This window comes from Pseudoxanthomonas sp. SL93, assembly GCF_026625825.1.
Lineage (GTDB): Bacteria > Pseudomonadota > Gammaproteobacteria > Xanthomonadales > Xanthomonadaceae > Pseudoxanthomonas_A.
The window spans coordinates 2,789,341-2,813,152 of sequence record NZ_CP113065.1 but is presented as its reverse complement, the minus strand read 5'-3'; the positions used below and the strand labels follow the sequence as shown (position 1 = coordinate 2,813,152).

General features: G+C 68.3%; 19 protein-coding genes and 1 tRNA gene. 14 read left to right on the top strand and 6 right to left on the bottom strand.

Translation table 11 applies throughout. From position 1 onward, the window contains the following. Positions 1 to 9 precede the first annotated feature (9 nt). The gene (locus OVA13_RS13275; RefSeq protein ID WP_267790939.1) at positions 10 to 1,440 is read left to right on the top strand and encodes a sugar porter family MFS transporter; all 1,431 of its coding nucleotides are present in this window, start codon (positions 10 to 12) and stop codon (positions 1,438 to 1,440) included. 75 nt (positions 1,441 to 1,515) lie between these two features. Here the strand turns inward: OVA13_RS13275 and OVA13_RS13270 are convergent, their stop codons facing one another. Further along, positions 1,516 to 2,583 carry a LacI family DNA-binding transcriptional regulator gene (locus OVA13_RS13270; RefSeq protein ID WP_267790938.1) on the bottom strand — a complete coding sequence of 356 codons (1,068 nt, stop codon included), beginning with the start codon at positions 2,581 to 2,583 and terminating at the stop codon, positions 1,516 to 1,518. A gap of 173 nt (positions 2,584 to 2,756) precedes the next feature. On the opposite strand from OVA13_RS13270, the gene OVA13_RS13265 reads away from it, so the two are divergent. The 7 genes from OVA13_RS13265 (at position 2,757) to OVA13_RS13235 (ending at position 14,788) form a co-directional block, all read left to right on the top strand. Continuing rightward, complete coding sequence (locus OVA13_RS13265) at positions 2,757 to 4,898, top strand: alpha-glucuronidase family glycosyl hydrolase (protein ID WP_267793535.1); 2,142 nt, start codon at positions 2,757 to 2,759, stop codon at positions 4,896 to 4,898. Positions 4,899 to 4,936: 38 nt separating this feature from the next. Continuing rightward, entirely contained in the window at positions 4,937 to 6,877 is a 1,941-nt protein-coding gene (locus tag OVA13_RS13260; RefSeq protein ID WP_267793534.1) for a sialate O-acetylesterase, read from the top strand. Continuing rightward, complete coding sequence (locus tag OVA13_RS13255) at positions 6,874 to 8,640, top strand: glycoside hydrolase family 43 protein (RefSeq protein ID WP_267790937.1); 1,767 nt, start codon at positions 6,874 to 6,876, stop codon at positions 8,638 to 8,640. Before OVA13_RS13260 ends, OVA13_RS13255 begins: the two co-directional genes overlap by 4 nt. Continuing rightward, positions 8,637 to 11,342 (top strand): glycoside hydrolase family 3 protein, encoded by a 2,706-nt coding sequence (locus tag OVA13_RS13250; RefSeq protein WP_267790936.1) that lies wholly within the window; start codon positions 8,637 to 8,639, stop codon positions 11,340 to 11,342. Before OVA13_RS13255 ends, OVA13_RS13250 begins: the two co-directional genes overlap by 4 nt. A gap of 66 nt (positions 11,343 to 11,408) precedes the next feature. Continuing rightward, entirely contained in the window at positions 11,409 to 12,896 is a 1,488-nt protein-coding gene (locus OVA13_RS13245) for an MFS transporter (RefSeq protein WP_267790935.1), read from the top strand. 34 nt (positions 12,897 to 12,930) lie between these two features. Then, on the top strand, positions 12,931 to 13,947 hold the full coding sequence (locus OVA13_RS13240) for a glycoside hydrolase family 43 protein (protein ID WP_267790934.1): 1,017 nt from the start codon (positions 12,931 to 12,933) through the stop codon (positions 13,945 to 13,947). A 58-nt stretch (positions 13,948 to 14,005) separates the two neighbouring features. After that, positions 14,006 to 14,788 carry an aldose epimerase family protein gene (locus OVA13_RS13235; RefSeq protein ID WP_267790933.1) on the top strand — a complete coding sequence of 261 codons (783 nt, stop codon included), beginning with the start codon at positions 14,006 to 14,008 and terminating at the stop codon, positions 14,786 to 14,788. A gap of 156 nt (positions 14,789 to 14,944) precedes the next feature. Here OVA13_RS13235 and OVA13_RS13230 read toward each other — a convergent pair. Further along, positions 14,945 to 15,021: transfer RNA gene (locus OVA13_RS13230), tRNA-Arg, on the bottom strand. 100 nt (positions 15,022 to 15,121) lie between these two features. Here OVA13_RS13230 and ubiA point away from each other — a divergent pair. Both ubiA and OVA13_RS13220 read left to right on the top strand, forming a co-directional pair. After that, positions 15,122 to 16,021, top strand: coding sequence for a 4-hydroxybenzoate octaprenyltransferase (gene ubiA, locus OVA13_RS13225; protein ID WP_267790932.1), 900 nt, complete (start codon positions 15,122 to 15,124; stop codon positions 16,019 to 16,021). Between the two features lie 76 nt (positions 16,022 to 16,097). Beyond that, positions 16,098 to 16,601 (top strand): Rid family hydrolase, encoded by a 504-nt coding sequence (locus OVA13_RS13220; protein ID WP_267790931.1) that lies wholly within the window; start codon positions 16,098 to 16,100, stop codon positions 16,599 to 16,601. Positions 16,602 to 16,616: 15 nt separating this feature from the next. On the opposite strand, the gene OVA13_RS13215 is transcribed toward OVA13_RS13220, so the two are convergent. Then, a complete protein-coding gene (locus tag OVA13_RS13215) occupies positions 16,617 to 17,321 on the bottom strand; it encodes a ComF family protein (protein WP_267790930.1) in 705 nt (234 codons plus the stop codon). A 61-nt stretch (positions 17,322 to 17,382) separates the two neighbouring features. Here OVA13_RS13215 and bioB point away from each other — a divergent pair, with 61 nt between their 5' ends. From bioB to bioC, 4 genes are all read left to right on the top strand, one after another. Beyond that, positions 17,383 to 18,459 carry a biotin synthase BioB gene (bioB, locus tag OVA13_RS13210; protein WP_267790929.1) on the top strand — a complete coding sequence of 359 codons (1,077 nt, stop codon included), beginning with the start codon at positions 17,383 to 17,385 and terminating at the stop codon, positions 18,457 to 18,459. A gap of 142 nt (positions 18,460 to 18,601) precedes the next feature. Further along, on the top strand, positions 18,602 to 19,801 hold the full coding sequence (gene bioF / locus OVA13_RS13205; protein ID WP_267790928.1) for an 8-amino-7-oxononanoate synthase: 1,200 nt from the start codon (positions 18,602 to 18,604) through the stop codon (positions 19,799 to 19,801). Positions 19,802 to 19,865: 64 nt separating this feature from the next. After that, positions 19,866 to 20,639 carry a pimeloyl-ACP methyl ester esterase BioH gene (gene bioH, locus OVA13_RS13200; protein WP_267790927.1) on the top strand — a complete coding sequence of 258 codons (774 nt, stop codon included), beginning with the start codon at positions 19,866 to 19,868 and terminating at the stop codon, positions 20,637 to 20,639. A 126-nt stretch (positions 20,640 to 20,765) separates the two neighbouring features. Continuing rightward, positions 20,766 to 21,665 carry a malonyl-ACP O-methyltransferase BioC gene (gene bioC / locus OVA13_RS13195; protein WP_267790926.1) on the top strand — a complete coding sequence of 300 codons (900 nt, stop codon included), beginning with the start codon at positions 20,766 to 20,768 and terminating at the stop codon, positions 21,663 to 21,665. A gap of 88 nt (positions 21,666 to 21,753) precedes the next feature. Here the strand turns inward: bioC and OVA13_RS13190 are convergent, their stop codons facing one another. The 3 genes from OVA13_RS13190 to OVA13_RS13180 are packed head-to-tail and all read right to left on the bottom strand — an operon-like array spanning position 21,754 to position 23,791. Next, positions 21,754 to 22,182, bottom strand: a complete 429-nt coding sequence (locus OVA13_RS13190; RefSeq protein WP_267790925.1) for a ketosteroid isomerase-related protein — start codon at positions 22,180 to 22,182, stop codon at positions 21,754 to 21,756. Positions 22,183 to 22,226: 44 nt separating this feature from the next. Then, the gene (locus tag OVA13_RS13185) at positions 22,227 to 22,835 is read right to left on the bottom strand and encodes a YdcF family protein (protein ID WP_267790924.1); all 609 of its coding nucleotides are present in this window, start codon (positions 22,833 to 22,835) and stop codon (positions 22,227 to 22,229) included. Then, on the bottom strand, positions 22,832 to 23,791 hold the full coding sequence (locus tag OVA13_RS13180; RefSeq protein ID WP_267790923.1) for a threonine ammonia-lyase: 960 nt from the start codon (positions 23,789 to 23,791) through the stop codon (positions 22,832 to 22,834). The genes OVA13_RS13185 and OVA13_RS13180 overlap by 4 nt, the downstream gene beginning before the upstream one ends. Between the last annotated feature and the right edge of the window lie 21 nt (positions 23,792 to 23,812).

Sequence of the window (23,812 nt, the reverse complement as noted above, 5' to 3'; positions counted from 1 at the left end):
GCGCAACGAATGAACAGCACCACGCTTGAGGGTGGCAAGATCGCCAGTGGCGAAAACACCCGCTTCATCATCCTGATCAGCTGCGTGGCCACCATCGGTGGCTTCCTGTTCGGCTTCGACAGTGGTGTGATCAATGGCACCGTGGACGGTCTGAAACAGACCTTCCAGTCCAGTTCGGCCGGCATCGGTTTCGAGGTTGCTTCGATGCTGCTGGGCTGCGCGGTGGGTGCGTTCTTCGCGGGCCGGCTGGCGGACCGCTGGGGCCGTCGTGCGGTGCTGATCATTTCGGCGGTGCTGTTCCTGCTGTCGGCCATCGGTGCCGGTGCGGCGCACAGCTCGCTGGTGTTCATCGCTGCGCGCGTGCTGGGCGGCTTCGCGGTCGGTGCGGCCAGCGTCATGTCGCCGGCCTATATCGCCGAAGTGGCATCGGCGCGCTATCGCGGCCGGCTGGCGACGGTGCAGCAGATCGCCATCATCAGCGGATTGTTCTGCGCATTCCTCTCCAACTACCTGCTTGCCAAGGCGGCCGGTGCGTCGACCGAGGCGCTATGGCTGGGCCATGCAGCGTGGCGGTGGATGTTCTGGATGCAGGCCGTTCCGTCGGCGGTGTTCCTGCTGCTGTTGCTGTTCATCCCGGAAAGCCCGCGCTACCTGGTGGTGAAGGGACGCACCGCCGCCGCCCGGGAAGTGCTGACCCGGCTGTACGGCGCGACCGAAGCGGCCACCAAGCTGGGTGAGATCGAAGCCTCGCTGTCGGCGGACCAGCATCGTCCGAAGTTGTCGGACCTCATCAACAAGGCCACCGGCAAGATCCGCCCGATCGTCTGGATCGGCATCGGCCTGGCGACCTTCCAGCAGCTGGTCGGCATCAACGTGGTGTTCTACTACGGCGCCGTGTTGTGGCAGGCCGTAGGCTTCTCCGAGAACGACGCACTACTGATCAACGTGTTGTCAGGGGCGTTGAGCATCGGGGCCTGCCTGATCGCGCTGGTGTTGATCGACCGCATCGGCCGCAAGCCGCTGCTGTGGATCGGTTCGGTAGGCATGGCCGTTTCGCTGGGGCTGGTCAGCGCTGCGTTCGCCAGCGCCTCGCTTGATGCCGGCGGCAAGCTGGCGCTGTCCGACACCATGGGGCTGCTGGCGCTGGTGGCGGCCAACGTCTACGTGATCTTCTTCAACATGTCGTGGGGCCCGGTGATGTGGGTGATGCTGGGCGAGATGTTCCCCAACCAGATCCGCGGCTCGGGCCTGGCGGTGGCGGGCGCCGCCCAGTGGACGTCGAACTTCGCCATCACCGTGACCTTTCCCATCCTGCTGGCGAGCATCGGCCTGGCCGGTGCCTATGGCATCTATACGGTGGCGGCCGTCATCTCCGTCTTCTTCGTGTTGCGGTTCGTCTACGAGACGAAGGGCAAGGAACTCGAGCAGATGGAAGGCTAGGACTGGAGCATGCCTTCCGTGGCGCGCTACCCCGATCGTCTTGTCGCGCTATCCGCAGGGCGGGCCCGTGGCGTTTCAGCGGCGCCTGGCCCTGGGCGGAACCGAGACCGAATCGCGCACGACCAGGCGGTGCGCCGCCACATGGTCGGCGAGCACGCGGGTCGTGCCGTCGTGACGGCGGATGCTGCGCAGCAGGACATCGATGGCGTCGTTGGCCATCGACGCGATCGGCTGGTGGATGGTGGTGAGTTCCGGCCATACCGTCGTGGCGGCGGAAGTGTCATCGAATCCCACCACCGACAGATCACGCGGCACATCCAGTCCACGCCGGTGCGCCACCGAGATGACGGCGGCCGCCATGTCGTCGTTGCTGGCGATGATGGCGCTGGGCATCCTGCGCAGCGAAAGCAGCTTTTCCGCGGCCTTCAGCCCCGCGCGATACGTGTAGTCGCCGGGCTGCACCAGGCCGGGTTCCAGCGCCAGTCCCGCTTCGTGCAGGGCGGCCTGGAAGCCTTCGAAGCGGCGCGCGCTGGCGCTGAGGTCGGACCGTCCCTTGATGAATCCGATGTGGGTATGGCCGTGCTCGATGAGGTGCTCGGCCATCTCCTTGCCCGCGCGGAAGTCGTCGATGCGAACGCAGGAAATCTCGTCGCTGAATCGTCCCGACGCGATGGCGACCACCGGGACGCCGGCCCGTACCAGTTCGCTCACCGCCGCACGGGATTCGCACAGGGGTGGTGGCAGGATGACGCCATCGACACGCTTGGCCAGTTCGCGCGCCGCCCTGCGCTCGGACTCGGCATCCAGTTCGTCCCAGTATTCGCTCACCAGCTGGATGGTCGTGCGCGAAGCCACGCGCAGCAGGCCGAGCAGCAACTCGCGAAGATAGGCGCCGGTGGGATTGGTATAGATCAGCGCGATGCGGGTGTGCTGCGCGGCCGCCAGCGAACTGGCGGCCAGGTTGGGCGTGTAGCCAAGCTTGCGGACGGCCCGCATGACCCGTTCGCGGGTCGCATCCTTGACCTTGGCCTTGCCGTTGATCACGCGCGACACGGTCATCGGGGAAACGCCCGCGAGTGCGGCCACTTCGTCGATGGTGATGCCGCGGCTCTTGCGTCGCACGGCTCTTGTCGGTTTTTCCAAAACGCTTTCCTTTCAGGGGACGGAAGGCGGTCGGCCCATGACCGCGCCGCCGGGCAGCGGCCCGCGCAGGGGCGCTCATGAAATCCGCGCGCTGGCCCGCTTTCCTGTCACGCCTCATGGTATCGCCAACCCGGCGGGGCGACGAGGGGCGCGCCTTCGTGCGCGGCCTCCACATGCTGGTGCTGGGTGGTCTGCTGTGCATGCAGGCAGCCGGCGCGCGGGCAGAGGACGGCTACGACCTCTGGTTGCGCTACGCCCCCGCCGCACCCGCATCGGTGGAGCACTACCGCTCACGCACCACGCAGCTGGTGATGCCGGCGCCGTCCGCCACGCTGGCCGCCGCGCATGCGGAGCTGCTGCGTGGCCTGGCGGGCCTGACCGGGCGTGCACCGGAGGCCGTGGCGGCGATCACGCGCGAGGGGGCGGTGGTGGCGGGCACCGCCGCTTCTTCTCCGGTCGTGGCCCGCCTGCGGCTGGACACCCGCCCGCTGGGAAACGAGGGCTACCTGATCCGCAGCGTACGCGTGGATGGCCAGGCAGCCACGGTGATCACGGCCAACACGGATGTCGGCGTGCTCTACGGAAGCTTCCATTTCCTTCGCCTGCTGCAGACGGGGCAGGCGATCGATGCGCTGGACGTGCGCGAATCGCCGCGGGTGAAACTGCGCGTACTGAACCATTGGGACAATCTCGACGGGTACGTCGAACGCGGCTACGCCGGTGCTTCGATCTGGGACTGGCATGCGTTGCCGGACTACCTGGATCCGCGTTACACCGACTACGCCCGTGCCAATGCATCACTCGGCATCAACGGCACGGTGCTCAACAACGTCAACTCGCATGCACTGAGCCTGACGCCCATGTACCTGGACAAGACCCGGGCGCTGGCATCCGTGTTGCGTCCGTACGGCATCCGCGTCTACCTGAGCGCCCGCTTCAGCGCGCCGATGGAGATCGGGGGACTGCAGACGGCCGACCCGCTGGACCCGGCCGTGCGGCGCTGGTGGAAGGACAAGGCCGACGAGATCTACCGCGCGATTCCGGATTTCGGCGGCTTCCTGGTGAAGGCGAATTCCGAAGGCCAGCCGGGTCCACAGGACTACGGAAGAACCCACGTCGATGGGGCGAACATGCTGGCGGAGGCGCTGGCACCGCACGGTGGCACGGTGATGTGGCGTGCGTTCGTCTACTCGCATGAGGAACCCGACGATCGCGCCAAGCAGGCGTATACGGAATTCGTGCCCCACGACGGCAAGTTCCGCGACAACGTCCTGGTCCAGGTGAAGAACGGCCCCGTCGATTTCCAGCCGCGCGAGCCGTTCCATCCGCTGTTCGGCGCCATGCCGCGTACGCCGCTCATGCTGGAACTGCAGATCACCAAGGAATACCTCGGCTTCGCCACCCATCTGGTCTACCTGGGTCCGATGTACGAAGAGGTACTCGCCGCGGATACGCATGCGCGTGGCACGGGCTCCACGGTCAGGAAGGTCATCGACGGCACGCTCGAGGGGCACGCGCTCAGCGGCATGGCCGGCGTGGCGAACATCGGCGCGGACCGCAACTGGAGCGGGTCGCACTTCGACCAGGCCAACTGGTACGTGTACGGCCGGCTTGCCTGGAATCCGTCTCTGACCGCGCGGGGCATCGCCGATGAGTGGGTACGCATGACCTTCGCCAACGACGATCGCCTGGTGGCACCCGTCGTGGAGATGATGATGGGCTCGCGCCAGGCCGCCGTGGACTACATGACGCCGCTGGGCCTGCACCACCTGATGGGACGCGGTCATCACTACGGTCCGGGCCCGTGGGTGCAGGGCGGTCCGCGCGCCGACTGGACATCGGTGTACTACCACCGGGCCGACCAGGACGGCATCGGCTTCGACCGTTCCGCCACGGGGAGCAACGCGCTGGCGCAGTATTTCCCGCCGGTGGCGCGCCAGTTCGGCGATGTCGCACGCGTGCCGGAGGAATTCCTCCTGTGGTTCCACCACGTGCCCTGGGATCATCCGATGGCATCGGGCCGGCCGTTGTGGGACGAACTGGTGATGCGCTACGCCCGCGGCGTGGACTACGTGCGCGGCATGCGGTCCACGTGGGGCGGGGTGTCGTCGCATGTCGATGCGCCGCGGCACGCGCAGGTGGCGGCCTTCCTGGGCATCCAGGAAAAGGAAGCGCAGTGGTGGCGTGACGCCAGCATCGCGTACTTCCAGACGTTCGCGCGCCGCCCGCTGCCGGAGGGCCAGGCGCCGCCGCCGCACCCGTTGGCGTATTACGAAGCGCTGCAGTTCCCGCATGCCCCGGGGGACGGCCGATGAAGGCACCCTGCATCACCGGGTTCGTGCTGGCAGTCGCCATGCTGGTGATGGGTGCACCCGTCGCCCATGCCGGGGAATCCGAAGACGAGCTGCTGCATGCGTTGTTCCAGGACCACATGGTGCTGCAGCGCGACGCCGCCATCCGCGTCTGGGGCCACGCCCGGCCGGCTGAAGACGTCAGCGTGATGCTGGACGGCACGAAAGCGCGTGCGCGTGCGGCGGCCGATGGCACCTGGGAAGCGACACTGCCGGCACGCGCCGCCGGCGGACCCTACGATCTGGTGGTGGAAGCCGGCACGGGCGTGCAGACGGTGCGCGACGTGTACGTGGGCGACGTCTGGCTTTGCGCCGGGCAGTCGAACATGGAGTTGCCGGTCTGGCGGGCGCTGGATGCCAGCTCGGAGATCGCATCCGCGGCACATCCACGGATCCGGCTGTTCACGGTGCCGCAGGCAGGTGCCGTCACGCCGCAGTCCCGCTTCCAGGGCGATGCCCGCTGGCAGGTGGCGTCGCCGGATTCGGCGCGGGATTTCTCCGCCGCCTGTTTCTACTTCGCACGGGAACTGCAGAAGACGCTCGATGTGCCGATGGGCCTGATCCAGGCGGCCTGGGGCGGCTCGCGGATCGAAGCCTGGACCAGCGCCACCGCACTGCGTGCCGGTGGGGAAAGCGATGAAGCGCTCGACGTGCTGGCGCTCTACGCCACGGATACACCTGCCGCGCTCGCGCGATGGGGAGGTCACTGGGAGCGCTGGTGGACCACGCGCGAAGGTGCCAGGGGCGACGCCCCCTGGCGTGCGGATGTGCGCGACACCGGCTGGCGCACGGCGCCCACAACGCTGGGCGCATGGGAGCGCTGGGGCGTACCGGCGCTCGAGGACTACAACGGCATGGTGTGGTATCGCACGCAGGTGACGTTGACGGCGGCGCAGGTGGCCCGTGGCGCAACGCTGGAGCTCGGGCCCGCGGACGAGACCGACATGACCTGGGTGAACGGTACCGCCGTGGGCAGCCGCTACGGCGCCGGTGAGCCGCGTCGTTATCCGCTGCCGTCCGGACTGTTGAAGGCGGGCATCAACACGGTCGTGGTCAATGTGCTGGACACCTATCGCGACGGCGGGCTGGCCGGTCCGGCCAGTGCACACGCGCTGACCTTCGACGATGGCTCACGCGTCGTGCTGGACAACCCCTGGCGCTACCGGCCCGAGCCCGGCGCCGACGAGCCGCCGCGTGCGCCCTGGCAGGCGGCGGCCGGCCTGTCGACGTTGTACAACGGGATGATCGCGCCACTCGGGCATGCCGGCCTGCGCGGCATGCTCTGGTACCAGGGCGAATCCAACACCGGCGACGGCGCTGCCTATGCCGCGCGGCTGCGTGTGCTGCGCGAGGACTGGCGGCAGCGTTTCGGCGCGCAGGTGCCGTGGCTGGTGGTGCAGCTGGCCGGCTATGGCATGCCGCCGTCGGCGCCGGTGGAAAGTGGCTGGGCGCAGGTGCGCGAGGCGCAGCGGCGTGTCGTCGCGGAAGATCCGCACTCCGGGCTGGTGGTCGCCATCGACATCGGTGACGCCTACGACATCCATCCGCCGAACAAGCAGGAACTCGGTCGCCGCCTCGCACGCGTGGCGCGCCACACCATCTTCGGCGAGCGTGCGCTGCCACCGACCGGCCCGACCGCACGCGACGCCGCGCGCACGCCGGATGGCGTGAGGGTGGCGTTCGACGATGTCACCGGCGCCCTGCTGACGACGGGCGCGAACGGCCCCATCGGCTTCGAGCTTTGCGATGCAGCGAAGCGCTGCGACTACGCGGATGCGGCCCTTGACGGGCGATACGTCGTGCTGCGCGGCCCGCGCGCCGCCAACGCCATGTACGTGCGCTACTGCTGGGCGGATGGCCCGGTCTGCACGCTTCGCGACACCGCCGGGTTGCCGGCCGGTCCCTTCGAACTTTCCCTCCCTGCCGTCGAGGTGCCCCGATGAAGCTGTTCTCCCTGCGTCGCCACCAGGACGACCGCCGACACGCCGATGGGCGGGGTGCAACCCGCAACGCCGCACGTGGTGTGCTGGCCGCCGCGCTGCTGCTGCTGACGGCCACCGGCAACGCCCAGTCGAAGGAGCAGGCGCCGCCGGTCTACTTCGACTGGTTCGAATACACCGGTCGCGACGTGGCATTCGAACCGCCGCTGCCGTCCGGCCACTACCGCAATCCCATCCTGGCCGGTTTCCATGCCGACCCCAGCATCGTCAGCGCGAACGGCAAGTTCTACCTGGTCAATTCCAGCTTCACCTTCTTCCCGGGCATCCCGGTGTTCGAGAGCACGGACCTGGTGCACTGGAAGCAGATCGGCAATGTCATCGACCGCCCCTCGCAGCTGGACTTCGACGGCCTGAGCGTGTCGCGGGGCATCTTCGCGCCCGCCATCGAATTCCACGACGGCATGTTCTACCTGGTGACCACGGCCACGGACAGCGGTGGCAACTTCATCGCCACCGCCCGTGATCCGGCGGGCCCGTGGTCCGACCCGCACTGGCTGCCGACCATCGGGGGCATCGACCCGTCGCTGTTCTTCGACACCGATGGCAAGGTCTATCTGCTCAACAACGACGAGCCGCCCGGACCGGCGCGTTATGACGGCCACCGCGCCATCTGGATGCAACAGATCGACATCGCCCGCTTCCAGCCGATCGGCCCGCGCAAGGTGCTGATCGATGGTGGCGTGGAACCCGAGAAGAATCCGATCTGGATCGAAGGGCCGCACATCTACAAGCGCGACGGCTGGTACTACCTGTCCGATGCCGAAGGCGGCACGGGGCCGCAGCATTCGCAGGTGGTACTGCGCAGCCGCGATGTCTGGGGACCGTATGCGCCGTATGAAGGCAATCCGATCCTGACCCAGCGCGACCTGCCGCCGGATCGGCGCCTGCCGATCACCAATGCCGGCCACGCCGATCTGGTCGAAGGCCCCGACGGGACGTGGTGGGCGGTGTTCCTGGCCAGCCGCAACTACCAGCAGCGCCACTACAACACCGGGCGCGAAACCTATCTGCTGCCGGTGCAGTGGCGCGATGGCTGGCCGGTGATCCTGCCGGCGGGGCAGACCATCCCCTACACCGCCGCCGCGCCTGCATGGATGCGCGGGGAGGCCACGCAGGCGCCCTTCACCGGCAACTTCGTGCATCGCGACGAATTCGACGGCACCACGCTGCGGCCCGAGTGGCTGCGCGTGCGCGTGCCCAAGCAGGCATGGGCCGACCTGGCCGCGCGCCCTGGTGCGCTCGCCGTGCATCCGCTGCCGGAAGGCCTGGAGACGCTGCGCAACCCGGCGTTCCTCGGCCGCCGCCAGCAGCACCTGCGCTTCGAGGCCAGCACGGCGATGACGCGGCCCGCGCACGGTATCGCCGCGGGCCTGGCCGCCTTCCAGAGCGAGGCGTACTGGTATTTCCTCGGCGTGCGGCCCGCGGCCGATGGGCGCGTGGCCATCTTCCTTGAAGGCCGCGACGGTGGCGGCACCACGCGCGCACTCGCCACGCGCGAGGTCGAGGGCAGCGACACGCTGCGGCTGAAGATCGAAGGCGATGAAGGTGCCTACGGCTTCGCGTTCGACACCGGCGATGGCCGGGGCTGGCAATCGCTGGCGCGCGATGTCGATGGCACCGTGTTGAGCACCGATCGCGCCGGCGGTTTCGTCGGCACGCTGCTGGGCCCTTATGCACGCGATGAACGTCCCTTGAGGAGCGAATGATGAAGACCGTGAGCCGTCCCCTTCCTGCCTACCGGCGTGCCCGCCCCGGCCTGCGTGCGCTGGCGCTGTGTGTCTTCGCGCTGGTGGCGCGGCCCGGATGGGCAGCGGATGCAAAGCCCTGGCTCGATACGTCGAAGAGCTTCGAGGCACGCGCGGCCGCGCTGGTCGGGCAGATGACGCTGGAAGAAAAAGCGGCGCAGATGCAGAACGCCGCGCCTGCCATCGATCGCCTGGGCGTGCCTGCCTACGACTGGTGGAACGAAGCGCTGCACGGCGTGGCGCGCGCGGGCCAGGCGACGGTGTTCCCGCAGGCCATCGGCCTGGCCGCGACGTTCGACGTGCCGCTGATGGGCGAAGTCGCCACCACCATCAGCGACGAGGCACGCGCCAAGCATCACCAGTTCGTGCGCGACGGCTCGCATGGCCGCTATCAGGGACTCACCTTCTGGTCGCCGAACATCAACATCTTCCGCGACCCGCGCTGGGGTCGCGGCCAGGAAACCTACGGCGAGGATCCGTACCTGACCGCGCGCATGGGGGTGGCGTTCGTACGCGGCCTGCAGGGCGACGACCCGACCTATCGCAAGCTGGATGCCACCGCCAAGCACTTCGCCGTGCACAGTGGTCCCGAGGCCGACCGCCATCACTTCGATGCGCGCCCGAGCCAGCGCGATCTGTACGACACCTACCTGCCTGCCTTCGAGACACTGGTGAAGGAAGGCGACGTGGACGCGGTGATGGGCGCCTACAACCGCGTCTACGGCGAATCGGCCAGCGCCAGCCGCTTCCTGCTGCGCGACATCCTGCGTCGCGACTGGGGATTCAAGGGATACGTGGTATCCGACTGCTGGGCGATCGTGGACATCTGGAAGAACCACAAGATCGTCGCCACCCGCGAGGAGGCCGCGGCGCTGGCGGTCAAGAACGGCACCGAACTGGAGTGCGGCGAGGAATACGCCACGCTGCCCGCCGCGGTGCGCCAGGGACTGATCAGCGAAGCCGAGATCGACGATGCGGTAACGCGGCTGTTCGCGGCGCGGATGCGGCTGGGCATGTTCGACCCGCCGGAACGCGTGCGCTGGGCGCGCATTCCTTACTCGACCAACCAGGCCCCGGCGAATGATGCGCTGGCGCTGAAAGCGGCACAGGCGTCACTGGTGCTGCTGAAGAACGACGGCACCCTGCCGTTGCCACGCACCCTCAAGCGCATCGCGGTGATCGGCCCGACCGCCGACGACACCATGGCGCTGCTCGGCAACTACTACGGTACGCCGGCCGCACCCGTGACCGTGCTGCAGGGCATCCGTGACGCCGCGAAGGGCATCGAGGTGACGTACGCGCGCGGCGTGGACCTGGTGGAAGGGCGCGACGATCCGGCGGCCACCCCGCTGATCGAAGCCGCCTTCCTGCGGCCGTCGGCCGGCTCCCCGGAGCGCGGCCTGCGCGGCGAATACTTCCGCACGCCGGATCTCTCCGGCACGCCGGCTCTGGTGCGCACCGATGCGCAGATCGGCTTCCGTTGGGATCGCGGTTCGCCGACCGACAACCTGCTGGCGCGCGGCGAGGCGGCGCCGGGGCAGGGCATTCCGAACGATGGGTTCAGCATCCGCTGGAGTGGCCAGCTGTTGCCGCCGGTATCCGGCCGCTACCGGATCGAAGCGGCCGCGGACGACGGCTACCGCCTGTACGTGGACGGCAAGCGCGTGCTCGACCGCTGGACGAACAGCGACCGCCTGCGCAGCGACGGCGTGGAACTGGACCTGCAGGCGGGCCGAGCCTACGACCTGCGCCTGGAGTATTACGACGCCGAGCGCGATGCGGGCGTGCGCCTGGCCTGGCGCATGCCAGGTGCGAAGCCGCCGTTCGAGGAAGCGCTGGACGTGGCACGCAAGGCGGACGTGGTGGTGTTCGTCGGTGGTCTGACCGGCGACGTGGAAGGCGAGGAAATGACGGTCAACTATCCCGGGTTCGCCGGGGGCGACCGTACCGACATGCGCCTGCCGTCGCCGCAGCGCGCATTGCTGGAAGCGCTGCATGCCACCGGCAAGCCGGTGGTGCTGGTGCTGACCGGCGGCTCCGCGCTCGCCGTGGACTGGCCGCAGGCGAACCTGCCCGCGATCCTGATGAGCTGGTATCCCGGGCAGCGTGGCGGAACCGCCGTGGCGGACGCGCTGTTCGGCGACACGAACCCCGCTGGCCGCCTGCCGGTTACGTTCTACAAGGCGGACGAAACCATGCCGGCGTTCGACGACTATGCGATGGAGGGCCGGACGTACCGCTACTTCCGCGGCACGCCGCTGTACCCGTTCGGCCATGGCCTGTCCTACACGCGGTTCGACTACAGCGACCTGCAGCTGGACAAGCGTGTCGTGGCGCCCGATGGGAGCATGACCGTGCAGGTACAGGTGGCCAACACCGGCACCCGTGCCGGCGAGGAGGTCGTGCAGCTGTACGTGCGTCCATTGCAGAACACGCCGGGCGGGGCGCAGCAGGAACTGCGCGGTTTCCAGCGCATCCACCTGAAGCCGGGCGAGCGGCGCACGGTGTCGTTCGTGCTCGCGGCCGATGCCGCTCTGCGGCGCTATGACGAAGCCCGCAAGGCCTACGCCGTGGCACCGGGGCGTTACGAGGTGCGGGTGGGCGCGTCCAGCGCCGACCTGCGCGTCAGCGATCAGTTCGACGTGCAGGCGGCCGGCCGATGACATTCCTTTCCCATCGTGCCCGCGCAGCCGCACGCGCACGCCATCGCGCATTCCTGGAAGAACTGCATGTCCACGCTTGAACAACCGTTGTCGGTCCGGGAGAAACTCGGGTACAGCCTGGGTGATCTGGCGGCGAACCTGATCTTCCAGACGCTCATCACCTACCTGGCGTTCTTCTACACCGACGTCTACCAGCTGCCCCCGGCCACCGCGGCCACCATCATCTTCGTGGTGGGCCTGCTGGGGGCGTTCGTGTTCACGCCGATCATCGGCATCGCGGCCGACCGCACCCGCACCCGCTGGGGCAAGTTCCGTCCGTGGATCCTGTGGACGGCGGTCCCGTTCGGCATCCTGGCACTGCTCGCCTTCAGCACGCCGGATCTCGGCGAGCGCGGGAAGATCATCTATGCGCTGACGACCTACAGCCTGCTGGTACTGGTGTACGCGGCCAACAACCTGCCGTATTCCGCGCTGAGTGGCGTGCTGACCGGCAACATGGCCCAGCGCAACAGCCTGTCGGCGTATCGTTTCGTGGCGGTGATGGTGGCTCAGTTCGTCATCCAGGTACTGCTGCTGCCGCTGGTGCTGATCCTGGGCGACGGTGACAAGGTGAAGGGGTTCGAGAGCGTGATGACCCTGTTCGCGGTCGTCGGCACCGTGTTCTTCCTGATCACCTTCTTCACCACGCGCGAGCGCGTCGTTCCCATCGCCGCGCAATCGTCCGGCGTGATGCAGGACCTGGCGGACCTGGTGCGCAACCGGCCGTGGCAGGTCATGCTGGCGCTCACCATCCTGGTGTTCATCAACCTGGCGCTGAAGGGGGGTACGTATGTCTATTACTTCCAGTATTACCTCAGCGGTCCGGCGCTGGCGGCGTTCCTGCAGGACATCGGGTTCAACGGCTTCATCGGCGGGCTCAACGCCACGCTGACCCGTGCGGGCCTGACCGAATTCCAGTGGCCCAAGGATGCGGCCACCTCGGCGTTCAGCCTGTTCAACGCCAGCGGCATCATCTGCATGATCCTGGGCATCGGGCTGTCGCGGCCGCTGGCCGACCGCTTCGGCAAGCGCGATGTGTTCGGCGGTGCGCTGTTCGTGTCCACGCTGTTCCTGCTGGTGTTCTACGTCTACCCGCCGACGGCGATTCCTGCCGTGTTCGTGTCCTTCATGCTGCACGGGTTCTGCTACGGCATCACCATTCCGCTGCTGTGGGCGATGATCGCCGACGTGGCCGATTACTCGGAGTGGAAGAACAACCGGCGCGCCACCGCCATCATCTTCTCCGCCATGCTGTGCGGCCTGAAGATCGGGTTGAGCATCGGCGGCGCGCTGGTCGCCGGGCTGCTCGCGCATTACGGCTACCAGCCGGGCGCGGCGCTGCAATCGCCGCAGACGGTGGACGGCATCCGCCTGACCGTCAGCGTGTTCGCCTCACTGCCGTTCCTGGTGGCCGTCGCGCTGCTGCTGGCTTACGAAATCAACAAGCAGCTTGAAGCGCGCATCGAGCGCGAACTGGCCGAGCGCAGGGCGGGCCAGGTGGGCGTCACGCCCTGATGCCGGCATTCCATTCCCGATGACAGACATAACCATGACCCACGAACCGACCACCGTCGATCTTGACGAACTCGCCAACCGGGCGGTGTCCGCGCCGCTGGTGACGCATATCTACACGGCGGACCCGTCCGCCCATGTGTTCGACGGCAAGATCTACATCTATCCCTCCCATGACATCGACGCAGGCGCCCCCTTCGATGACGAAGGCGGCCACTTCGGCATGGAGGACTACCACGTGCTCTGCATGGACTCGCCCGAGTCCGAGGCCATCGATTGCGGCGTGGCCTTGCATGTGCGCGATGTGCCGTGGGCGGAGCGGCAGATGTGGGCACCGGACGCGGCCAGCAAGGATGGACGCTATTACCTGTATTTCCCCGCCAAGCGTGCCGACGGCCTCTTCCGGATCGGCGTGGCGACCAGTGACCATCCCGCCGGTCCTTTCATCGCCGAACCGGAACCCATCCCGGGGTGCTACTCGATCGACCCGGCCGCCTTCGCCGATGACGACGGTCAGCATTACCTCTATTTCGGCGGCATCTGGGGCGGACAACTGCAGCGCTACCGCGACAACATCCACGACCCGCGGAATGAAGAGCCGGCGCCCAACCAGCCAGCACTGGGGCCACGCGTGGCGCGCCTCAGCGACGACATGAAAGCGCTTGCCGAACCCAGCGCCGAGGTCCGCATCCTCGACGAGCACGGTCAGTCGCTGCTCGCCGGCGATCATGCGCGCCGCTACTTCGAAGGGCCATGGGTGCACAAGTACGAGGGACGCTATTACCTGTCGTGGTCAACCGGCAACACCCATCTTCTCTGCTATGCCACGGGCGACAGTCCCTATGGCCCGTTCGTCTACCAGGGCGTCATTCTGAAGCCGGTGGTGGGTTGGACCACGCACCACTCCATCTGCGCCTTTGGCGACAGGTGGTACCTGTTCTACCACGATGCCGTGCTGTCGGGCGGCGTCACCCACCTGCGCTCGGTGAAGATGGTCGAACTGCACCACGACGCGCAGGGTCGTATACAGACGATCGATCCCTATGGCGGCTGAAGGCCTCGCGAAAGTGTCGCTCGCGACGGCGGATACGCCGTTTCCACCAGGTCGCCTGTTGCACCTCGGGACCGGCGACCTTTCCGTTGATCTCGCGCCGGAGGCAGGCGGTCGCATCGCGCAGATCCGTTACCGCGGCATCGAGCAGCTGATCGGGCCGGATGACGGTTGGCCGGCGATGATCGCGTGGGGTTGCTATCCGATGGTGCCGTGGGCGGGTCGCGTCCGGCACGCACGTTTCCATTCCGGCGGCGTCGCGCAGATGCTGGAAGCGAACATGGGCGCGCATGCCATCCATGGCGTCGGATTCGCACTTCCGTGGGGCGTGGTCGAACACACGCCCACCGGTGCGCTGATGACGCTGGCGCTGCCGCGCGACAGCCGCTGGCCGTATGGCGGAACCGCCAGGCAGTCGATCCAGGTTGAACCTGACCGCCTGCGGATGACGCTGTCCGTCGAAGCGGGAGACCAGCCGATGCCCGTGGTCATCGGCTGGCACCCGTGGTTCCGCAAGCCGGAGCGACTGGAGTTCACGCCGGTCTCCATGTATCCCCGCGATGCCGAAGGCGTCGCGACGCTGCCCACGGGGCCGGCGCTTCCGGGTCCCTGGGATGATTGCTTCCACAAGGAAGGGGACGTCACCCTGCACCGGGGCGGGCAACGCCTGCAGTTGGCTTCGGACTGCACGCACTGGGTGGTCTTCGACGGCATGGCCCACGCCACCTGCGTGGAACCCCAGAGCGGGCCACCCGATGCCTTCAATCTGTACGACGACGTGCTGCCTGCCGGCGACGTGCTGGAGCGCAGCTTCGTGCTCCATTGGCAACAGGACGGGGCATGACGGCACGACCGATCCGCGAGCGCGGCATTGACGGGAAATCGACGCGGGTGCGGGAACGAGGCGATGCCCTTTCCTGAAGGACGGTGGCGTCGCGGGAACGTCGGCGGGCGGACAGCCATCCCGCCCCACCGTGCCGGCGTTATTCGTCACAGGGAGTGGCGCGCCCGGAGGGATTCGAACCCCCGACCAATGGCTTCGGAAGCCACTACTCTATCCGGCTGAGCTACGGGCGCGCAGAGCGGGCATTCTAGCCGCAAATGCAGGGCCAAGCCCATTCCCTGCAATGCGAGGATGATCGCAGGCGTTGCCGGATGGGCCTGCTACCCTTTCCACATGAGTCAGGAACGCTTTGAATCCTCCCCGTTACCGCCCTGGCGCGAGCGCCTGCGGCAGTACTGGAAACTGGTGCGCGGGGATCGCCCCATCGGCGTGCTGCTGTTGTTGTGGCCCACGTGGTGGGCCTTGTGGCTGGCGGCCGACGGCAGGCCGCCCGGATGGAAGCTGTTCGTCTTTACGGCAGGCGTGTGGCTTACGCGGTCGGCAGGGTGCGTGATCAACGACTACGCCGACCGCTGGCTGGATCCGCAGGTCGAGCGTACCCGGGACCGCCCGCTGGCGACGGGCGCGGTGGGCGGACGCGAAGCGTTGCTGGTGTTCGCGGTGCTGATGATCGTCGCCTTCTGCCTGGTGCTGACGCTGAACCGGCTGACGGTGGGATTGAGCGTGGTCGGTCTCTTCCTGGCGGCCAGCTATCCCTATCTCAAGCGGTATACGTACCTGCCGCAGGTGTATCTGGGCCTGGCCTTTGGCTGGGGCATCCCGATGGCGTTCGCGGCGATACAGGGCGAAGTGCCCACCGTGGCGTGGGTGCTGTACGGCGCCAACATCCTCTGGGCCACGGCCTACGACACCTGGTATGCGATGGTCGACCGTGAGGACGACATCCGTGCAGGCTCGAAGTCCACCGCCATCCTCTTCGGCGACCTGGACCTGGTCATCCAGGGCGTGCTGTACGTCCTGGTGCTGGTCGCGTTGTACCTGGTCGGTCGGCACGCCGGCCTGGGGCTCTACTACCTGGCTGGCCTGGGCGTCGCCGCCGCGCTGATCGCCTGGGAATTCGTCATGGCGCGCCACCGCGAACGCCAGGCGTGCTTTCGTGCGTTCCTGCACAACAACTGGGTGGGCGCGGTGGTATTCGCGGCGATCGTGGCGGATCTCGCGCTGGGCCGTTGAGGCGCATGACGGATGGCGCATGGCGCGGCATCGCATTGCCGCGACCATGGCGGGGTCTACCCTGGAGCCCGCCCACATGCCACGCCTGGTTTTCCTGTTGCTGTTGATCGCCGCCCCCGCGGCAGCCCAGACCCCTTCGCCGACCCGCGAGCACCTGGCCGCGCCCGGCCATGAGGCCGCGTACCACCAATGGCACTACTCCCCGGTGGTTAAGGTCGGCGACACCGTCACCGTCTCGGGAATACCCGCTGCCGGCCCCGGTACCTACGAAGAGAAAGTGCGCCGCATGTTCGTGGCGCTGGGCAAGGAACTGGAGCAGGCGGGTGCCTCCTATGCGGATGTGGTGGAACTGACCAGTTTCCATGTGGGGCCGACCGACCCGACCAGTTTCCAGGCCGAATTCGCCCGCTTCGCCCCCATCCACCACGAATTCTTTCCCGCGCACTACCCCGCGTGGACGGCCGTGGGCACGACGGCCTTGCTGGCGCCCGGTGCGGTGGTCGAACTCCGTGCGGTGGCGGTGATCGGATCCGGCAAGGCGCCCAGGCTGTCCATCCCGCTGCCCAAGCCGCGCAAGTAAGCGGCGGGGTTCCGCTCAGGGCACGCGCGCGCAGACCCAGGCGTCCACTCGCGCCACCCCCGCCTTGCGCAGTGCCTTCGCGGCGGCATGCAGGGTGGCGCCCGTGGTCATCACGTCGTCCACCAGGGCGACGTGCGCCGGAAGCGGGGCGCTTGCGGTTACCGCGAACGCCCGCGCCAGGTTGCGGTGACGGGCATCCGCGTCCAGTTCCGACTGCGGCGCGGTGGCGCGGATCCGCTCCAGCAGGTCCGCGCGCAGCGGCAGGCCGAGCGAGCGGGCCAGCGGGCGCGCGAGTTCGAGCGCCTGGTCGTAGCCGCGCCGGCGCAGGCGGTGCGCATGCAGCGGCACCGGCACCACCGCGTCCGGACGGGGCGCCGACGCCAGCGGGCCGGCCATCAGTTCCGCCATCAGCCGGCCCGCAGCCAGGTCATGGTGGAACTTGAAGCGCGGCACCAGGCGATCCAGTGGAAATCCATACACGAACACGGCGGTCGTGCTGGCCACGGGCGGCGGGCGCACGAGGCACTCGCCACACTCGGCAGGGTGGGGCAGGGGTAGCCCGCAACGGAAGCAGGCTGAGGTGTTCCAGGGCAGGCGTTGCCGGCAGCTTGAGCACAGATCGCTGCCATTGCTGCCACGTTCGCGACAAATGAGGCAGCGTGGAGCCAGCAGCAGGCGTCCCAGCCCCCGCCAGATCTTGTCAACTTGAGGAACGTCCATGTGGTTGACAGTCGTGCCCGTGGTTTCCAGACTTCCGCGACTCTATTCCGGCGAGGCCACCATGTCCGCTCACTTTTCCAATGACACCTCGCCGCTGCGCCATGACTGGCAGCGCGACGAGCTGCTGGCCCTGTTCGACCTGCCGTTCCCGGAGCTCCTGCACCGCGCCGCCGCGGTGCATCGCCAGCATTTCGATCCGGCCGAGGTGCAGGTCTCGACGCTGCTGTCGGTGAAGACCGGCGGTTGCCCGGAAGACTGTGCCTACTGCCCGCAGGCGCAGCGCTACGACACCGGCGTACAGGCGCAGAAGCTGATGAGCACCGGAGACGTGCTGGCCAAGGCACAGCAGGCCAAGGCGGCCGGCGCATCGCGCTTCTGCATGGGCGCGGCGTGGCGTTCGCCGAAGGATCGCGACATCCCCAAGGTCGCCGAGATGATCCGCGAAGTGAAGGCGCTGGGGCTGGAGACCTGCGCCACGCTGGGCATGCTGTCGTCGGAACACGCCCAGGCGCTGAAGGACGCCGGCCTGGACTACTACAACCACAACCTGGATACCGCGCCGGAGTTCTACGGCGACATCATCCACACCCGCGAATACCAGGATCGGCTGGACACGCTTGGCCATGTGCGCGATGCCGGCATGAAGACCTGCTGCGGCGGCATCGTCGGCATGGGCGAGTCGCGCGGACAGCGTGCCGGGTTGCTGCAGGCGCTGGCCAACCTGCCGGCGCACCCGGACTCGGTGCCGATCAACCGCCTGGTGCAGGTGGCGGGCACGCCGCTGCACGGCACGGCCGAACTGGATCCGTTCGAATTCGTCCGCACCATCGCGGTCGCGCGCATCACCATGCCGCGATCGATGGTGCGGTTGTCCGCGGGACGCGAAGGCATGAGCGACGAGCTGCAGGCGCTGTGCTTCCTGGCCGGGGCCAACTCCATCTTCCATGGCGAGAAGCTGCTGACCACCGGCAACCCGGATACCGAGCGCGACCAGGCCCTGTTCGCCCGCTTGGGCCTGCGCCCGATGGCCGTACAGGTCGAAAAGAGCCACGGCCATCACAGAACCGACGCCCCGGGCAGCGGTACGGTGCATGCCGACATCACCGCACCCGCGCCGTTCTGCGGGCAGGCGGCGTAGTCGGGGTCGAAGTCAGGGGGTTGGACGGAAACACGGGACGCTGGCGCGGATAACGCGGGCCGGCGTCTTGTCGTCGCCGTTGCCGCCCGGTCCTCGTGCCCGCGGTGCTCCGACCTCTCCTTTCCAGCCAGGCCTCGCCGACATGACCCGCCCCGACCTGCACGACCGCATCCTCGCCCAGCGCCAGCAGCGCATCGCGCTGGGGCGTCAGCGTGTACGCCGCACGGTTGCCCGCCGCGACGGGGTCAAGGTGGAGGTCAACGGCCGCTGGCTGACGGAATTCAGCAGCAATGACTATCTCGGCCTCGCCCAGCAGTTCGAGGTGGTCAGCGCACTGCAGGACGCCGCGGCGCGCGAAGGCACCGGTGCCGGTGCCTCGCACCTGGTCACCGGTCATCACGCCGCGCACGACGCGCTGGAGCGCGACATCGCCGAATGGCTCGGCTATCCGCGCGCGCTGCTGTTCGGCAGCGGCTTCCTGGCCAACCTGGCCGTGCAACAGGCCCTGCTGGAGGATGGCGACGTCTGCGTGCAGGACCGGCTGAACCACGCCAGCCTGCTGGATGCCACGCGGCTGGCCGGCGCCAAGCTTCGCCGCTATCCGCACCTGGATCCGGAAGGCGCGCTGCGCCAGTTGAAGCAGTCCACCGATGGCGCGGCCATGCTGGTCACCGATGGCGTCTTCAGCATGGATGGCGACACCGCACCGTTGCGCGCCCTGAGCCTGGTCGCGCGCATGCAGCAGGCGCTGTTCTACGTGGACGACGCACATGGCATCGGCGTGCGCGGCCCGGAAGGTCGCGGCAGCGTGGCCGAGGCGCGCATGGGCGTGGCGGACGTGCCGTTGCAACTGGTGACCCTGGGCAAGGCGCTGGGTGGTTATGGTGCGGTGGTGGTGGGCGAAGAGACCCTGATCCAGCACCTGGCCGAAACCGCACGCCCCTACATCTACACCACCGCGATGCCGCCGGCGCTGGCGAGCGCCACGCGCGTGGCGGTGAAGCATGCGCGCCGCGACCACTGGCGTCGCGAGAAACTGCAGATGCTCATCGACCGCTTCCGACTGGGAGCCCAGCGTGCCGGCCTGCATCTGATGGCCTCCGAATCCCCGATCCAGCCGGTGCTGTGTGGCGGCGACAACACGGCCCTGGCGCTGTCGGCCGCGCTGGACAGCGCGGGTTACCTGGTGCCCGCGATCCGCCCGCCGACGGTGCCGGACGGAAAGGCGCGCCTGCGAGTGACCCTGTCCGCGCTGCATTCGCCCCAGGACGTGGACGGACTGGTCAGCACGCTGGCGCGGTCGTGGGATGCCGTGCAGCGCATCCACGGCGCGGTGGCCTAGCCGGAACAGCGCTTTCCGCGTCGCCCGATGCACCGGTCCGCGTGCGATCGGCGACAATACGCGCATGCATATCGAATCCACGGGCAGTGGTCCGCCGCTGGTGCTGCTGCATGGCTGGGCGCTGCACGGTGGCGTGTTCGCTCCGCTGGTGGCGCGTCTCTCCGACCGCTATACGCTGCACCTCGTCGACCTGCCGGGCCATGGCTACAGCCGCGATGCCTCGACGCCGCTGACATTGGATGCCACCGCCGCTGACATCCTGTCGCGCACGCCGCCAGCGCCCTGGCTGGCATGGTCGCTGGGCGGGTTGTTCGCGCTGCAGGCGGCGCGGATGTCGCCGCAGGTGCGCGGCCTGGTGATGGTGGCGGCGACGCCACGCTTCGTGCGGGCGGACGACTGGTCGCATGCGGTGGATCCGGCGGTGTTCCTGCAGTTCGGCGATGACCTGCGCGACGACTACGCCGGCACGCTGGAGCGCTTCCTGGCGCTGGACACGATCGGGTCCGAGCATGCGCGCAGCGAACTGCGCACGTTGAAGGACACGCTGTACGCCCGCGGAGAACCTGCGCCGCATGCGCTGCAGGACGGGCTGCGCCTGCTGGAGGAATCGGACCAGCGCGCGGCATTGCCGTCGTTGTCGATTCCCAGCCTCTGGCTGGCCGGCCGTCGCGACCGGCTCGTGCCCGCCGCTGCGATGCGCGAGGCCGCATCGCTCGCACCGGAAGGCAGGTTCATCGAGATCGCCGGCGGCGGCCACGCACCGTTCCTGGGCCATGCCGACATCGTGGCGGCGGAAGTGGAGCGGTTCATGCAGTTGCCGCGTGTGGCTTCACGCTAGATGCGATGCTGCTTTACGTCACCCTGTGTCAATCCGTCTTGCATCGTTCCGCGTCCTTCCCCACGCGCTGCTACGCACTGAACCTCCGCCGTCGCGACTGACGTCGCTCCTACAACGCACACCGCCATGACCCTGTTCGATCAACGCCACATCCGCCGCGCATTCTCGCGCTCCGCCGCCGGCTACGACGCTGCCGCAGCGCTGCAGCACGAAGTGGAAAAGCGGTTGATGGAATCGCTGGACTACCTGGCGCTGCGCCAGGGTGAAACCGCGCGCAATGATCCCAAGCTGGTGCTGGACGTGGGCTGCGGCCCCGCGCATGCCGCCGCCGCCATGCACAAGCGCTGGCCGAAGGCGCAGGTGGTGGCGCTGGACCTGGCATTGCCGATGCTGCGCGAGGCGAAGAAGCAGGCGGGCTGGTGGCGTCCGTTTTCCCGCGTCTGCGCCGACCTGCGCGCGCTGCCGCTGGCCGAGGCCAGCGCTGATGTGCTGTTCTGCAACCTGAGCCTGCAGTGGGTGGACGACCTGCCTGCGGCGTTCGCGGGCTTCCGTCGCGTGTTGAAGCCGGGCGGGCTGCTGCTGTGTTCGACGTTCGGTCCGGAGACCTTGCAGGAATTGCGCGAGGCCTTCTCGCACGCCGATGCGGCACCGCATGTCAGCCCTTTCCCGCCCATCGCGCAGTTCGGCGATGCGCTGATGATGGCCGGCTTCCGCGATCCGGTGCTGGACCGCGACCGCTTCACGCTCACCTACGATGACCTGCCGGCGCTGATGCGCGAACTGCGCGCGATGGGCGCGACCAATGCGTTGCAGGGAAGGCGGCACACGCTGACAGGCCGCTCGCGGTTCGCCGCGGCGGCGGCCGCCTACGAACCCATGCGTCGTCCCGACGGCAAGCTGCCCAGCACCTGGGAGGTCATCTATGCCCACGCCTGGGCGCCGCCACCCGGGGCACCCATCCGCGGGCAGGGCGAGGACATCGCGGCCGTGCCGCTGTCGGCCATCCCGATCCGTCGCAAGGAATGACCGTGGGAGTGAAGCGACCCGTGGCGCATGGGTGACGCTTCCGGACCGCATGCAGCCGGATGAGGTCAGCGCGCATTACCGGCGCTGATCAGCCGCCGACCTGGCGTATCCAGTCCTGCAGGTTGTAGTAGTTGGTCACGCGCGCGATGCGGTCGTCGCGGAGGTCGAAGAAGGCACCGCCGGGCAGCACATATTTCTGTCCGCTCGCGGCAGGCAGGCCTTCGTCGGTGGAATGGTATTCGCCGTGCACGACGTACTCCGCCGCGGCGCGTGCGCCGTCCGGCGATGCCAGTACCACGATGTCGCGCAGCTGCTCGCGGTAACTGGCGTTCATGCGCGCGAGGAACGCAGCGAAGGCATCGCGCCCGGTTTCGCGCGCGCCCTGGTTGAGGTCGTGCACGACCTCGTCGGCCAGCAGGGCCAGCATGCCGTGCCAGTCGCCCCGGTTGAAGGCGGCGTAGTAGGTGAGGATCAGCTCGGTGGCGCGGTCCTGCCTGCGTGAGCCGTCAATCTTCATGGTCGATCCCCTGGGTGCCGTCCACGGCCATGATACGCCCGCACTCAGCGGGGCAGGCGGTCGCGGTGGAAGAAGTAGACCTCGGCCGCGAGGAACCGCCAGCGCGTGGCGAACGTGCGGAAGCGGCTGGTGGGCGTGGGAGAGCCTACCGCCTGGATGCCCAGCTCGCGGCTGATGCGCAACGCACGCGCCATGTGCAGCGGATCGCTGACGATGACCACGCGGTGCAGGTCGTGCTGCTGCATCAGCCGCGACGCCTGCCGCAGGTTGTCATGCGTGTTGCGCGATACCGATTCGATCAGGATCGCCTTGTCGGGCACGCCATTGCGCAGGGCATAACGCCGCGCCACCTGCGATTCGGAGAACCGCGCACCCACCCCGCCATAGCCACCGGTGAAGATGATCTTCGGTGCCAGCCCCCGCTTGTAGAGATCGATGCCGTGGCGGATGCGTTCTTCGAACACGGGCGAGGGCTTCGCATCGTAGGCGGCCGCGCCCAGCACGATGATGGCGTCGGAAGGCCGCGCGTCGTCGCGCTGGCCGGTCCATGCGATGTAGCCCGCCACGCCCACCAGCCAGATCACCAGCAGCACCAGCAGGCGCCAGGTCCAGCCCAGCACGCCGCGCTTCTTCCTGTTGCGGCGCGCGTTCATGCGTTCCCCCAGGGCAGTGCGTCCACGTCCACGTTGCCACCCGACAGCACGATGCCGACATGCTGCCCCGCGAAACGCGCGCGCTGTTGCAGCAACGCGGCCAGCGCGATGGCGGAGGAGGGTTCCACCAGCAGCTTCAGGCACTGCCACAGCCAGCGCATGGCGCTGAGCGTGTCGGCGTCGCTGACCGTGAAGACGTCGACGCGATGCGCACGCAGGATCTGGAAATTCCGCTCGCCCAGCGTGCCGCGCAGGCCGTCGCAGATCGTGTCGGGGATGAAATCCACCTGGCGCTCGCCGGCCGCCAGCGAGCGTGCGGTATCGGCGGCACCTTCCGGCTCCGCACCGAAGACCCGACAACCGGGGGCGACCGCGGCCGCGGTGATGGCGGTGCCGGAGATCAGTCCGCCACCGCCGACCGGCGTGAACAGCGCGCTCAATGGCCCGTTGGCGTTCAACAGTTCCAGCGCTGCCGTGCCCTGGCCGGCGATCACGTCATGGTGGGTGTAGGGATGGATCAGGGTGGCGCCGGTACGCTGCTGTACCTCGGCGGCCAGGGATTCGCGGGCGGCAATGGTCGGCGCACAGGGGTGCAGGGTGGCGCCGTAGCGCGCGATGTTGGCCAGCTTGGCGGCATTGGCGCCTTCCGGCACGACCACATGGCAGGGAATCCCGCGCGTCTTCGCGGCCAGCGCGAGCGCTGCGCCATGGTTGCCGGAGGAATGGGTCACCACGCCGCGTCCAGCCTGCTCGGCCTCCAGCGCCCAGACGGCGTTGCAGGCACCGCGGAACTTGAAGGCGCCCGCACGCTGCAGCGGTTCGGCCTTGAAATGCAGGTGGCAACCCGCCAGTTCGTCCAGGACCCGGGAGCGCAGCACGGGGGTCGCGTGGGCGTGGGGGGCGATGCGGGCGGCGGCGGCCAGGACGTCGTGGAAGGTAGGCAGGGGCGTCGGCATGGCGAAAGGTTAACGCATCGA

Bases quoted from the DNA above. Each gene is read 5' to 3' on its own strand.
- OVA13_RS13275 (WP_267790939.1), top strand. From the start codon at position 10: ATGAACAGCACCACGCTTGAGGGTGGCAAGATCGCCAGTGGCGAAAAC.
- OVA13_RS13265 (WP_267793535.1), top strand. From the start codon at position 2,757: ATGCTGGTGCTGGGTGGTCTGCTGTGCATGCAGGCAGCCGGCGCGCGG.
- OVA13_RS13260 (WP_267793534.1), top strand. From the start codon at position 4,937: ATGCTGGTGATGGGTGCACCCGTCGCCCATGCCGGGGAATCCGAAGAC.
- OVA13_RS13255 (WP_267790937.1), top strand. From the start codon at position 6,874: ATGAAGCTGTTCTCCCTGCGTCGCCACCAGGACGACCGCCGACACGCC.
- OVA13_RS13250 (WP_267790936.1), top strand. From the start codon at position 8,637: ATGATGAAGACCGTGAGCCGTCCCCTTCCTGCCTACCGGCGTGCCCGC.
- OVA13_RS13245 (WP_267790935.1), top strand. From the start codon at position 11,409: ATGTCCACGCTTGAACAACCGTTGTCGGTCCGGGAGAAACTCGGGTAC.
- OVA13_RS13240 (WP_267790934.1), top strand. From the start codon at position 12,931: ATGACCCACGAACCGACCACCGTCGATCTTGACGAACTCGCCAACCGG.
- ubiA (WP_267790932.1), top strand. From the start codon at position 15,122: ATGAGTCAGGAACGCTTTGAATCCTCCCCGTTACCGCCCTGGCGCGAG.
- OVA13_RS13220 (WP_267790931.1), top strand. From the start codon at position 16,098: ATGCCACGCCTGGTTTTCCTGTTGCTGTTGATCGCCGCCCCCGCGGCA.
- OVA13_RS13215 (WP_267790930.1), bottom strand. From the start codon at position 17,321: ATGGACGTTCCTCAAGTTGACAAGATCTGGCGGGGGCTGGGACGCCTG.
- bioB (WP_267790929.1), top strand. From the start codon at position 17,383: ATGTCCGCTCACTTTTCCAATGACACCTCGCCGCTGCGCCATGACTGG.
- bioF (WP_267790928.1), top strand. From the start codon at position 18,602: ATGACCCGCCCCGACCTGCACGACCGCATCCTCGCCCAGCGCCAGCAG.
- bioH (WP_267790927.1), top strand. From the start codon at position 19,866: ATGCATATCGAATCCACGGGCAGTGGTCCGCCGCTGGTGCTGCTGCAT.
- bioC (WP_267790926.1), top strand. From the start codon at position 20,766: ATGACCCTGTTCGATCAACGCCACATCCGCCGCGCATTCTCGCGCTCC.
- OVA13_RS13190 (WP_267790925.1), bottom strand. From the start codon at position 22,182: ATGAAGATTGACGGCTCACGCAGGCAGGACCGCGCCACCGAGCTGATC.
- OVA13_RS13185 (WP_267790924.1), bottom strand. From the start codon at position 22,835: ATGAACGCGCGCCGCAACAGGAAGAAGCGCGGCGTGCTGGGCTGGACC.
- OVA13_RS13180 (WP_267790923.1), bottom strand. From the start codon at position 23,791: ATGCCGACGCCCCTGCCTACCTTCCACGACGTCCTGGCCGCCGCCGCC.